At 64.8% G+C, this 12,152-nt stretch carries 11 protein-coding genes, 1 tRNA gene and 1 pseudogene; 5 read left to right on the top strand and 8 right to left on the bottom strand.

From position 1 onward, the window contains the following. Positions 1 to 2: 2 nt before the first annotated feature. Positions 3 to 479: an Hsp20 family protein gene (locus J2R76_RS22255; RefSeq protein WP_076827682.1), complete on the bottom strand. Its 477-nt coding sequence runs from the start codon at positions 477 to 479 to the stop codon at positions 3 to 5. A 221-nt stretch (positions 480 to 700) separates the two neighbouring features. Here J2R76_RS22255 and J2R76_RS22250 point away from each other — a divergent pair, with 221 nt between their 5' ends. Continuing rightward, positions 701 to 1,648 carry an alpha/beta fold hydrolase gene (locus J2R76_RS22250; RefSeq protein WP_057016251.1) on the top strand — a complete coding sequence of 316 codons (948 nt, stop codon included), beginning with the start codon at positions 701 to 703 and terminating at the stop codon, positions 1,646 to 1,648. Positions 1,649 to 1,710: 62 nt separating this feature from the next. On the opposite strand, the gene J2R76_RS22245 is transcribed toward J2R76_RS22250, so the two are convergent. Both J2R76_RS22245 and J2R76_RS22240 read right to left on the bottom strand, forming a co-directional pair. Continuing rightward, positions 1,711 to 2,370, bottom strand: coding sequence for a hypothetical protein (locus J2R76_RS22245; RefSeq protein ID WP_168857879.1), 660 nt, complete (start codon positions 2,368 to 2,370; stop codon positions 1,711 to 1,713). 60 nt (positions 2,371 to 2,430) lie between these two features. Continuing rightward, positions 2,431 to 4,230, bottom strand: a complete 1,800-nt coding sequence (locus tag J2R76_RS22240; protein WP_028341341.1) for an adenylate/guanylate cyclase domain-containing protein — start codon at positions 4,228 to 4,230, stop codon at positions 2,431 to 2,433. Positions 4,231 to 4,468: 238 nt separating this feature from the next. On the opposite strand from J2R76_RS22240, the gene J2R76_RS22235 reads away from it, so the two are divergent. Then, positions 4,469 to 5,104 (top strand): LysE family translocator, encoded by a 636-nt coding sequence (locus tag J2R76_RS22235; RefSeq protein WP_253624945.1) that lies wholly within the window; start codon positions 4,469 to 4,471, stop codon positions 5,102 to 5,104. Positions 5,105 to 5,134: 30 nt separating this feature from the next. On the opposite strand, the gene J2R76_RS22230 is transcribed toward J2R76_RS22235, so the two are convergent. Continuing rightward, positions 5,135 to 5,887: a sulfite exporter TauE/SafE family protein gene (locus J2R76_RS22230; RefSeq protein WP_057016255.1), complete on the bottom strand. Its 753-nt coding sequence runs from the start codon at positions 5,885 to 5,887 to the stop codon at positions 5,135 to 5,137. Positions 5,888 to 5,979: 92 nt separating this feature from the next. Here J2R76_RS22230 and J2R76_RS22225 point away from each other — a divergent pair, with 92 nt between their 5' ends. Continuing rightward, positions 5,980 to 6,873 (top strand): LysR family transcriptional regulator, encoded by an 894-nt coding sequence (locus tag J2R76_RS22225; protein WP_076827672.1) that lies wholly within the window; start codon positions 5,980 to 5,982, stop codon positions 6,871 to 6,873. 8 nt (positions 6,874 to 6,881) lie between these two features. Here J2R76_RS22225 and J2R76_RS22220 read toward each other — a convergent pair. From J2R76_RS22220 to J2R76_RS22210, 3 genes and pseudogenes are all read right to left on the bottom strand, one after another. Beyond that, a pseudogene (locus tag J2R76_RS22220) lies at positions 6,882 to 7,836 on the bottom strand (tripartite tricarboxylate transporter substrate binding protein). 82 nt (positions 7,837 to 7,918) lie between these two features. Next, complete coding sequence (hisN, locus tag J2R76_RS22215) at positions 7,919 to 8,698, bottom strand: histidinol-phosphatase (protein ID WP_076827670.1); 780 nt, start codon at positions 8,696 to 8,698, stop codon at positions 7,919 to 7,921. Between the two features lie 570 nt (positions 8,699 to 9,268). Then, positions 9,269 to 10,156, bottom strand: a complete 888-nt coding sequence (locus tag J2R76_RS22210) for an N-formylglutamate amidohydrolase (protein ID WP_253624944.1) — start codon at positions 10,154 to 10,156, stop codon at positions 9,269 to 9,271. A gap of 305 nt (positions 10,157 to 10,461) precedes the next feature. Between J2R76_RS22210 and cpdR the strand changes: the two genes are divergently transcribed. Continuing rightward, positions 10,462 to 10,821 (top strand): cell cycle two-component system response regulator CpdR, encoded by a 360-nt coding sequence (cpdR, locus tag J2R76_RS22205; RefSeq protein WP_016843340.1) that lies wholly within the window; start codon positions 10,462 to 10,464, stop codon positions 10,819 to 10,821. 78 nt (positions 10,822 to 10,899) lie between these two features. Further along, a tRNA-Val gene (locus J2R76_RS22200) sits at positions 10,900 to 10,974 on the top strand. Between the two features lie 509 nt (positions 10,975 to 11,483). Here J2R76_RS22200 and J2R76_RS22195 read toward each other — a convergent pair. Next, entirely contained in the window at positions 11,484 to 12,116 is a 633-nt protein-coding gene (locus J2R76_RS22195) for an N-acetyltransferase (protein WP_253624943.1), read from the bottom strand. Positions 12,117 to 12,152: the final 36 nt, after the last annotated feature.

Genomic DNA, 12,152 nt, shown 5'->3' with positions numbered 1-12,152 from the left:
GCTTAGGCGGCGACCTTGCCGGCCGAGCCGTCAACGACCTGCGGAGCCTTCTCGCCGCCGCCGATCGGAATGCTGCGGGGCTTCTTGGCCTCGGGAATCTCGCGGACGAGATCGACGTGGAGCAGACCGTTCTCGAGTGAAGCGTTCTTCACCTGCACGAAGTCGGCAAGCTGGAAGACGCGCTCGAAGGCGCGGGAGGCGATGCCGCGATAGAGCACTTCGGCGCCGTTGCCGGAGTTCTCGTTGGCGGTTTTCTCGCCCTTGATCGTCAGCGTGTTCTCCTTCGCGACGATCGAAAGCTCGGCCTGCGAGAAGCCGGAGACCGCAACGCTGATCCGGTAAGCATTCTCGCCGGTGCGCTCGATGTTGTAGGGGGGATAGCCGGGGCTGCCGTCCGAGGTCACCTGATCGAGCAGGTTGAAGAGGCGGTCGAAGCCGACGGTGGAACGATAGAACGGAGTGAGGTCGTAGCTACGCATAGGAATAGTCCTCCATTGAGCGACTGTTTCAGTTACCCGCCCGCCATCGGGCCGGGCTTAGATGTGTGCAGCCTGATGTTTCGGTTCCGAAGCACTGGTAGCGGCCTGCACGGAAATGATATGGGAGGGGTCACGTCGCGTTCAAGAGGCGGAAACCGCGTCGCATTTTTCGGCGCCGGCGTCCTTGATCTCCACCCTGTCTCACCACTCCGGTCCCCTTCATGACGCTCGTCTCGATTCCCGCCAACCCGGTTCCGGACGACGTTGTCAGTGGTACCATCAAGACACCAGACGGGGCCGAGCTGCGCTTTGCGCGCTGGGCGCCGCCGCCCGGCCGCAAGGGCACGGTCTGCGTGTTCGGCGGGCGCGGCGAGATGATCGAAAAATATTTCGAGACCGTGCGCGATCTGCGCGACCGTGGCTTTGCGGTGGCGATGATCGACTGGCGCGGGCAGGGCCACTCGTCGCGCCGGCTGCGCGATCCCCGCAAGGGCTATGTGCGCGACTTCGCCGACTACGAGGTCGACGTCGAGACCTTCGTGCAGCAGGTGGTGCTGCCGGATTGCCCGCCGCCCTATTTCGCGCTGGCGCATTCGATGGGCGGTGCGGTGATGCTGCGCCTCGCGCATGCCGGCAAGCGCTGGTTCGACCGCATGGTGCTGTCGGCGCCGATGATCGACCTGCCGCGCCGCCGCGTGTCGTTCTTCCCGAGCGCGCTGCTTCGGATCATGCGGCTGGCCGGGCAGGGCGGCCGCTATGTTCCCGGCGGCAGCGACGAACTGGTCGGCCTCGCGCCCTTCATCGGCAATCCCGTCACCAGCGATCCGGTGCGCCATGCCCGCAACGCCGCGATCCTGGAAGAAGACCCGACGCTCGGCATCGCGGCGCCGACGATCGCTTGGGCCGACACCGCGTTCACCGCGATGCGCACCTTCCGCGGCACTTCGTATCCGTCCGAAATCCGCCAGCCGATTCTGATGCTGGCGGCGAGCAATGACGAGGTGGTGTCGACGGCCGCGATCGAGGAGTTCGCCTATCACTTGCGCGCCGGCTCGCATCTCGTGATCGCCGGCTCCAAGCACGAAATCCTGCAGGAGCAGGACCGCTACCGCGGCCAATTCTGGGCGGCGTTCGATGCGTTCGTGCCGGGCACGCCGCTGTTCAAGTGAAACATGGCGTTTCGAGCGAAGGGGAAACCGGTTCGCGTGAAGAAAACGCGTCCAACAAAAATCTAGCGTTGTAGCAGCGCGACGATCCGGTCAGGAAAGCGCTTGTCCACGAACAGCGTCCTGACCTCGGCGACGCTGAGATAGCGGTCCTTGCCTTCGCCCTTGCCCATGATGTCGAGCAGCACCGGCCACTCGCCTAGCATCAGGAGCGGATAGTAGCAGTGCAGGATGCCGTAGGACGGCGGATGCTCGTCCTTGGCGCGCTGGAAGTTCGCCGCCATGAAGGTCTTGATCTCGGCGGCCGACAGCCCGCGTTCGACGCTGCCGTCGGGTGCCTTGTGGTCGCTGCCGAAGGTCGCGAGCCGCGCGATCTCGTCCTCATGGACCACCGCGTGCTGGTCGAGGATGCGCGAGCCGGCGCCGTGCTTGTCGAGCGGGCCGTTGCGTAACGCGTCGAGAATGGCGCCCTGGAACAGGCTGCGCAGCTGGCTGAAAGGACCGAGGCCGTTGGCGATCTGCGCCACCATGAAGATCTTCGCCCGCGCGGTGAATCCCTCGAACCCGGTCTTGCCGGTTGCGCGCCCGATGGTCCCGGTCAGTTCAGGCAGCGGCACGATATGGCCGCCGACATAGTTGCCGGCGACGAGCGCCCGCAGGAACGGGCAGGGATTGTCAGGAGAAATCTGCGGGGCGGGCGCCGCGCTTGCAGCCGTATCGGACATCAAACCACATCCTGAAAAGCGTCAGCTTAAAAAGCATCCATTACCGGTGGATGAATTCGCTCAGGAGTCGATGGCGAATTTCGAGGTGGATGCAACCAGAGCGAGTTTGCCGAACGGCAGCCCGGCTTTCAAGAGGCCGTCGCGATAATGCGCGATGTCGGCCGGGTTCTTCCAGTGGAAATTGCGCAAGTGACGCTCGACCGTCAGCTCGGGATGGTTGGCGAGCAGGGCCTCGGCCGCCTGCGCGGCCTCGTCGGCGCGGCCGAGCTGGGCGAGCGCTGCGGTGCGCACCGCAAGGCACTGCAGATGGTTCGGGTTCAGATACAGCCCCTCGCGCGACCACGACAGCGACGCGTCATATTGCCCGAGCAGATAATGGCTGAATGCGTTCAGCGCGGCCCATTGGTAGCGCGGGTCGCTGTTGCCGCGCTGGACCGCCGTCGAGAACAGATCGACCGCCTTGCGATGATCGCCGATCACCATGTGGCAGATTCCCAGCACGCCGCGCGCGCCCATGTCGTAGGGGTTGAGCTCGATCGCCCGCTTGATGGCGTCCATCGCGGCTTCGTAATGGCCCTGCATCGCGTGCAGATAGGCCAGCAGCGAAAACGCGAACGAGGAGCGCGGGTCGAGCCGCACGCTGCTCTCGGCCAGGCTGACCGACGAGGCCCACAATTCGCGCGTGCTCGGAATCCAGCCGAACTGGATGCTCTGGATCTGAATCAGCGCCAGATAGGCGCGCGCGATCGACAGCGCGGGGTCGAGCTCGATCGCTTCCTTGAACAGCGCGATCGCGGTTTCGCAATCGTCCTTGGTCTGCTGGTAGTAGTGCGACAGCCCCTTCAGGAAGCGATCCCACGCCGTCAGTTCGGCGTTCGGCGAGCGCGCCGGTGCCGATGCTTCGGCGCGATAGATCTCCTGCGCGACGGCGGCGGAGAGATTCGCGGTGATCTCGTCCTGCATCGCGAACAGGTCGCCCATGTCGCGGTCATAGCGGCCGGTCCACAGCTGCTCGCCCTTCTCGGGCGCGATCAGCTCGGCGGAGACGCGGATCTTGTTGCCGGCGCGCCGTACCGAACCCTGGATCAGATAGGTCGCGTCGATCTCGCGCGCGATCAGCCGCGTCGAGACGTTCTTGCCCTTGTAGGCGAAGGTCGAGTTGCGGCTCAGCACGCGGTAGAAGGATTGCAGCGACAGCGCGTGGATCAGGTCCTCGGTCAGGCCGTCCGAGAAATATTCGTCGGCGCCGCCGCTCAGATTGTCGAACGGCAGCACGCCGACGATTGCGGTCCGGTATTGCCCCGGCAGATGCGGGCCGTCGTCCGGAACCTGCTCCTGGGCATCGGATCCGGCCGGCGCCCAGGTCCAGACATTGACCGGCTCGGCGATGTTCTTGAAGCGGTGCGGGCCGGCGTCGACGAGGGTGACGGCAAGCCGCCGTCCCGCTTCGGTGCGGGCCTTGTCCGACACCGCGATGCCGCCGGGCGTTGCGACCGTCTCGAGACGGACTGCGATGTTGACGTCGTCGCCGAACACCTCGTCCTCGTCGGCCATCACGTCGCCCATGTGGACGCCCATCCGGAAGTGCATGGCGCGGTCGGCCGGCAAATGTTCGTTGCGCTCGGCCATCAGGGTCTGCATCGCGACGGCGGCCTCGATCGCGCCGATGATGCTCGGAAATTCCAAGAGGAAGCCATCGCCGGTGTTTTTGACGATTCGGCCGCCATGGTTGAGGATGATCGGGTAAATCGCGCTGCGGTGCGCCTTGAACGAGGCATGCGTCCCCGCCTCGTCGGCACCCATCATGCGGGAATAGCCGGCGATGTCAGCGCAAAGAATGGCAGCGAGCCGTCTTTCCATGTCTCCTGTGCCCTGGAATGGCCACTTAGCCGAGGTGACCGAATCCGATACTTACAAGACAGGCCGGGTCCGGCGGAAGCCCGGTTTGCAGGCACCTATAATGCATAGTAGCAGGAATTGGCATGCGACCAACGGATCGTACAGTGGTTTCTCTACTGAATTCGTGTGTCGCTGGGATGGCGCCGGCTGGCTGATCATCCTTTCCGGGCGGTTACTTGCATAGGTTAATCTCACTGCCATGCTGGGAATTCACGAACTTTGGCTGTTTGTCCTGTCCGGCCTGCTGCTCAACGTCACACCGGGGCCGGATACCGCCTATATCATCGGGCGCACGATTCAGCTCGGATGGCGCGGCGGAGCCGCTGCGGCGATGGGAATCAGCTGCGGCTGCCTGGTTCATGTGCTGGGTGCGGCGATCGGGCTGTCGGCGCTGCTGATGGCGTCGTCGACCGCGTTCCTGGCCGTCAAGCTGGTCGGCGCGGCCTATCTGGTGCTGACCGGTCTGCAGATGCTGCTGGCGCGCGCCAGGCCAGTCGCTGACATCACGGGGCAGGGCGGCGAGACCTCGATCTCGCGTGTGTTCTGGCAGGGGGCGCTGACCAATATCCTCAACCCCAAGGTGGCGCTGTTCTTCCTGGCTTTCCTGCCGCAATTCGTGGCGGCCGATTCGCCGCACAAGACGCTCGCCTTCCTGGTGCTCGGGCTGATCTTCATCACCGGCGGCACGCTGTGGTGCCTTGGTCTTGCGGCCTTCGCGGCGCGGGCTGCCGGCCGTATCAGGCAATCGGCCGGCGTAATCGCGTGGATCAACCGCTCGCTCGGCGCGCTCTTCATCTATCTCGGCGTCCGCGTCGCGACGCTGGAGGCGCGCTAGCTCGCGCCTTGAGGCTCTCGCTTTGCCGCTCTAGCCGTGGATCTTGAGCAGTGCGCTGCCGGCGAGATAGATGCCGAGCAGGATCATCGCGATCAGGAACCAGCGGCGGAACACCTCGGGGTGCATCCGTGTGCGAACCGCCTGGCCGATGAACATGCCGGTGAACGACGCCGCCATCGCGACCGCGCCGGGCAGTGCGGTGGCTGCCGTCAGCAGGCCCGATGCCGTGAGGTTGAACGCGAGCGCCACGGTCGCAGTGGTGAAGAACACGCCGAGCGCCTGCACCAGTTCGTCCTTCTCCATGCCGATCGCCTGCATGAACGGCATCGAGGGGATGACCTGAACGCCGGTCGCCGCCGAGATCAGCCCGGTGATGACGCCGACGATGCCGCCGATCCATTTCTCGTCGCGCTGCGCGATCTTGAAGCTGAACCTGCTCAGGCCGACGATCGCGTAGATCACCAGCAGCACGCCCAGCACGACGGTGCCGTAGGCCGCGTAAGGCCCGGTCAGCAGCCCGGCATTGATCCAGATGCCCGCCACGGTGCCGAGCATCAACGGCCACAGCCGCTTGATGATGTCGCGCAGATAGGGGCCGACGAAGGTCTGCCAGATATTGGTGACGATCGCCGGCACGATCACGATAGCAATCGCCTGGCCCGGCGCCATCGTGGTTGCGAGCAGCCCCATCGCGACCGTCGGCAGGCCGAGGCCGAGCGTCCCCTTGACGAAGCCGGCGAGCAGGAAGGCGAAAGCGATGAAGATCAGGAGATGGTCGACCATGGCGGCACATTGACCGATCGATGCGAACGGCACAATCTGGAGGTTACGGAGTTAGCCTTCGGACGACCCGAAGGTATGGGGTGGGAAACGTCATGCGGTTCGACCTGACCGATTTGCAATTGTTCATCGCGGTTTCCGATGCGCGCAGCATCACCCAGGGCGCGGCGCGCGCGAACCTTGCGCTGGCTTCGGCCAGCGAGCGGATCAAGGGCCTCGAGGAAGCGCTCGGCGTCGCGCTGCTCAAGCGCGGCCGCCGCGGCGTCGAACTTACTGCGGCGGGCGAGAGCTTGCTCGGCCACGCCCGCATCGTGATCCACAATGTCGAGGCGCTGCAAAGCGATCTCGCCGCCTATGCCAGCGGCGTGCGCGCCAACGTGCTGCTGCTCGCCAACACCTCGGGCCTGTCGGAGCATCTGCCGCGCGCGCTCGCGGCCTTCCTGCACGAGCATCCCGATATCAGCGTCGATGTCGAGGAGCGCGAGAGCACCGATATCGCGACCGCGATCGCCAGCGGCGCCGCCGATCTCGGCTTCGCCGCGGAGCACGCGCTGCCCGACAGCGTCGAGCGCTTCCTGTTCAGCGAGGACCGCTTGATGCTGGTGGCGTCGCGGCGCGGCGATCTCGGCGGCCGCCGCCAGATAGACTTCCAGGAAGTGGTCGGCCGCGATTTCGTCGGCCTCACGGCAACATCCGCGCTGCAGGTTCATATCTCGCGGCATGCCGCAAAGCTCGGGGCGCGGCTGCGCTTCCGCGCCCGCCTGCGCGGCTTCGACGCGATCTGCCAGATGGTCGCCGCCGATGTCGGCATCGCCGTGATCCCGGAGACCGCGGCGCGGCGCTGCGCGGCGTCGATGCCGATCACGACGATAAGGATCCGCGACGCCTGGGCCAACCGCCGGCTGACGATCTGCGCGCGCAGCTTCAAGGCGCTGCCGCGGGCGGCCAAGCAACTTGTGGACTATCTGCGCGCCGAAGCGCAGCGCTGACGGCTGGCTCATTTCGTCGTCACCACGCCGGCGTCCTGGATCACCTTCGCCCATTTCCTGATGTCGGCGGCGATGAAGTCGCGGAAATGCTCCGGCGTGTCGCCGGCCAGCGTCAGGCCTTGCTCGGCGAGCTTCTGCTTGACCATCGGATCGGCCATCGCCGCGGTGGCGAGCTGGTTCAGCCTTGCGACGATCGCGGGCGGCGTGCGTGCGGGCGCGACCACGCCGTACCAGTTCTCGATGACCAGTTCGGGCATGCCGGCCTCGGCGGTGGTCGGCACGTCGGGTGCGGTCGGCGCGCGTTCGCGCCCACCGAGCGCGATTGGCCGCAGCGCGCCCGCCTTGATCTGCGGCAGGTCGAGGAAGGTCCTGCACCTGCTGACCCAACATGTCGTTCACCGCCGGCGCGGCGCCGCGATAGGGCACGTGCACGATGTCGATCTTGGCCGTCAGCTTGAACAATTCGCAGGCGAGATGCGGCAGGCTGCCGGGGCCGGAGGAGGCGAAGTTGAGCTTACCCGGCTGCGCCCTGGCGAGCGCGACCAGTTCGTTCATGTTCCTCGCCGGCACGTTGGCGGCGACCACCAGCATCTCCGGCACGGTCGCGACCAGCGTCACCGGCGCGAGATCCGTCAGCGTGTCGTAGGCAACCCTCTCCATGCTGGGGCTGATCGCCAGCGCGCCGGCGCTCGCGATCGCCACCGTGTAGCCGTCGGGCGCCGCCTTCGCGACCGCGTCGGTGCCGAGCACGCCGCCCTGGCCGGCGCGGTTGTCGACGATCACGGGCTGCCTTGCGAGCTCCGAGATCTTCTGCCCGATCACCCGCGCGATGATGTCGTTCGGCCCGCCGGGCGGGAACGGCACGATCAGCCGGAGCGGCTTGGTCGGGAAATCCTGGGCGAAAGCCGTGACGGGCGCGAGAAGCAGGAGAAGGGCTGCCAGCAGCCTGCCGCGCATCGTCATGTCGCCCATCCCTGGCTTTTCTGGTTGCGGTCAGGATGGGCGCAGATCAGACGCCCGGCAACTCAAGAATCAGGCAGGGAACTCAGGCGTTCAAAAGCTTCATCGCCGCTTCGTGCACGCGCGGGTCGCCGGCCGCGATGATTCGGCCGCCGCTTTGCGCCGGCTTGCCGTCCCAGGTGGTGACGACGCCGCCGGCGCCGGTGATGATCGGGATCAGGCCGGCAATGTCGTAAGGCTTCAGCTCGGTCTCGACCACGAGGTCGAGATGACCGGCGGCGAGCATGCAATAGGAGTAGCAGTCGCCGCCATAGCGCGACAGGCGCGCTGCATTCTCGATGCGGCCGAAGCGGGCGCGGTCATCCGGATTCATCAGCAGCGGGCTCGTGGTGAAGACGGTCGCCTCCTTCAGCGAGGCGCAGCGCCGTACCGAGAGCCGCCGTTCGCCCGACGGGCCGGAGTAATGCGCCGAGCCGTTGTCGCCGGAGAAGCGCTCGCCGATATAGGGCTGGTGCATCATGCCGAATACCGGCGTACCTTTGTGCAGCAGCGCGATCAGCGTGCCCCAGATCGGAAAGCCGGCGATGAAGGATTTCGTGCCGTCGATCGGATCGAGCACCCAGACATAGTCGGCGTCCTCGCGCTCATTGCCGAACTCCTCGCCGACGATGCCGTGTTGGGGGAAGTTCGACTTGATCAGCCGCCGCATCACGGCTTCCGCCGCCCGGTCGGCCTCGGTGACCGGATCGAAATCGTTCGAGCTCTTGTTGTCGACCGAGAGCGAGGTGCGGAAGAAGGGCAGGATGGTTTCGCCGGATGCGGTCGCAAGGCGGCCGATGAAGGCGGTAAAGTCGATGACCGTCACGGCATGTCCCTGAACTGCGCAAACGACGCGGTAGAAATCGGATGCGGTCTTGCCTAGCTCAATCCGGCGCGGCGCGCACGATTAACGGAGTGTTATCCAACCCGATGACGCGGTTCCGGACTTTCGATTTGGCTTCGGATTCGAAAGCGCCCCGGGTCCCGGTCTCGATCACGAAGTTGCGAATTCTGGTATACAAGCTATGCGCAGAGCGCTGCCCGCCCGGGGGCTTTCCTTGTAAGATATTGATCCTACATACGGAAAGCCGCTCCTGCCGGCCTGTTGCAGTTTCGCCAGACTTTCCAACATTACCCAAGAAATGTTTCGAAAGTTCTTGCGTTTTGTGCAGCGCGGTCGCATATTGTTGCGGTGCGGTAGCGCCTCGCGCTATCGCTGCCCTCCTTGGGCGTTTCCTCCCTAGACTTGGGCCGCTTGTTCATTCAAGCGGCCCTTTTTTCTTGGGCCGTCGTTTCCGCAAGTGAACTGAGAATTCAGTTCGGCGCTTATCGCGCCGCCAACTTGAATTCCTGGTTCATGACTTCGTCGGGATCGCAGTGCCCGACGAAGGATTGATTACTCCGCCGCCGCCTGGAACGGGCCGAGATCGCCGAACGGGATTTTCGCGAGCGCATCCGCCAGGGTCGCAAAGTCGGCGGTCACCTGCGCGAAGCGAGGGCCGCGCTCGCGGCGGCGCTCATCCATATAGACCGCGCGGTTGAGCTCGATCTGCACGGTGTGCAGGCCGCTCGCCGGATTGCCGTAATGCTCGGTGATGAAGCCGCCGGCATAGGGCTTGTTGCGGCCGATCGAATAGCCGAGCGAGCTCATGATCTCCTCGACGAGGTCGGGCAATAGCGCCGCACAGCTCGTGCCGTAGCGGTCGCCGATCACGACGTCGGGCCGGCGCGGCTCGTCGCGCGACACGCCGACCGACGGCATTGAATGGCAGTCGACCACGATCACGGCGCCGAACGCCTGGTGCGCCTTGTTGATCAGCCGGCGCAGCGCGCGGTGATAGGGCTTGTAGAGCACCTCGATCCGGCGCAGCGCCTCGTCGACGTCGAGCCGCTCGCGATAGATCTCCTGGCCGTCGCCGACCACGCGCGGGATGGTGCCGAGCCCGCCGGCCACCCGCATCGAACGCGTATTGGCAAAGCTCGGCAGCCGCCCGGTGAACATGCGCGGGTCGAGCTCGTAGGGCTCGCGGTTCACGTCGACATAGGAGCGCGGGAAGTTGACCCGCACGATCGGAAAGCCGCGATCGCTGAGGCCCGCGATCAGCTCGTCCATGAAAGAGTCTTCGGAGCGCCGCAGCGACACCACATCGATTCGCGACGCGTCGAGGAATTCGGCCGGATAGACCGAGCCCGAATGCGGGGAATTGAAGATGATCGGCGCGCGCCAGGCCTGCGGCTCAACGATCTCGAACGGGGGCGACAACTCGCCAGCAAATTCGGTCATTCCCTTGGCGCCGTCCCTTGCGTCCGCCTCGCCCCGCAGCAACTGAGTCTGCCGGAAAAGCGGAGATTTATGGGCACGCATTGTCGGTAATCGCGATCATTCTGCCAAGTGAAAAGAGCGTGGTTTCAGCTGGAATGCGTCTTAAAAGCAGCAAATGCGGCACCCGGTTGATTCGATGTCCGGTCCGGTCCACAAATGGGTGGCGCGCATTTGCCGCTGGCTTGACGCAAATTTCACCCGAAATTTACCGTCTGTCGGGCTTACTGTTCGGACTGCTCCTCAAGCCGGATTCGACGATTCCTGCCATGCCGAAAATACTTCTCGCCGAAGACGACACCGATATGCGCCGCTTCCTGGTCAAGGCGCTCGAAAACGCGGGTTTCAAGGTCTCGCCGCACGACAACGGCATGTCGGCCTACCAGCGGCTGCGCGAGGAGCCGTTCGAAATGCTGCTCACCGACATCGTGATGCCCGAGATGGACGGTATCGAGCTGGCGCGCCGTGCCTCGGAACTCGATCCCGATATCAAGATCATGTTCATCACCGGCTTCGCCGCGGTGGCCCTCAATTCCGATTCGGAGGCGCCGAAAAACGCCAAAGTGCTGGCCAAGCCCGTGCACCTCAGGGAATTGGTCAGCGAAGTGAACAAGTTGCTGGCGGCCTGATTCGCCAAAAAACCTTCACTTTGTATCCTTGCCTGCCCCGCCGCCGTCCGTTATAGGGACCCGATCCAAATACGCTTTGGGTGCGTAGCTCAGCGGGAGAGCACTACCTTGACATGGTAGGGGTCACAGGTTCGATCCCTGTCGCACCCACCATCCTTCGCTCGCGCAGCGAGAGAAGGATGCCGCGCCGAAGCCCAATGGGCGGAGGCGGGCCCTTGGCCGCGAGCTGCGGCTCGGCAAGCCGTTTCTTGATACCTCCATAAATCTTTCGACCCGTCATTGCGAAAAGCGAAGCGACGAGCAATCCATCGCTCGGCATATGCGGGTGGGATGGATAGCTTCGCTTCGCTCGCAATGACGTGGTTGGTTTCCTGTCTTGTTGGTGTCATCACCCGTCGCATGCGGGTGACCCAGTATTCCAGAGACAGCAGTGTTTGAACCGAGGGACCGCGGCTCCCTCCACACGTCGTCCCCGCGAAAGCAGGGACCCATACTCCGCGGCGGATGCTGTTGAAGGGATTCGTCGTTCAGCCATCGGGCAACAATGACCATTCGTGGTTATGGGTCCCTGCTTTCGCGGGGACGACACTGAGTGGGTGGCTCGACCGTTGAGTCATACGCCCGCATTCTCGTGACATCGTTTTGTCCGAGCTTGGCCGCCGCTATGGAGGGCGGTCGGATGGAAGCCGGTAGCGCCACGTTTCGCCGGCGAGAACCCCGCGCTGCCGACGCACAACGGAGGGCCATTCGGAGCGAACCACGCTGAGGACCGCAGCATCGGCGGACGGCTCTTCATCGGCAGCGAAATATGCGCGAAGCCTGCCTTCGCGGCGGAAACCGAGGTCGGCGTAGAGATCAAGCACGTGCCTCAGGCGCCAGTCCAGATGCACCTCGGCCCGCTCGACCATGAGCACTTCGAACGCATACCGCGTCATCAGATGCGCAACGTGACTGACGAGCACGGCCTCGTCCAGTCGTCCGATGCTCCAGATTGGAGCGAACGTAGCCCGCTTCTCGTGCCGGTCGATCGTGCCGAACCCGGACACGCCGAGCAGGTCTCCCGATCCCGCGGCCTCGATTGCGAACGCGGCCGCGGTGTCGACCTGGTCCCGTGCCGCCGCCGGGCGTGCGGCATTCGGCCGATCCGATGTGCCGCGATCGAGCCGCCGCAGCATCGCTGCCTCGCGAAGCTGCTGTGCGCGCGAAGACTCCGGGCCGGTGATCCTGGTCAACAGGATGCGGTCGGTGGCGAAGCCTGCATGGTTGCTCGACGGGTACATGCCGTATTGACGCACCCGATGCGCATGCCGTCAAATGACCGGAAAGCCAGT

Source organism: Bradyrhizobium sp. USDA 4532, from assembly GCF_024171315.1.
Lineage (GTDB): Bacteria > Pseudomonadota > Alphaproteobacteria > Rhizobiales > Xanthobacteraceae > Bradyrhizobium > Bradyrhizobium australafricanum.
This window is presented reverse-complemented; position numbering and strand designations above follow the sequence as displayed.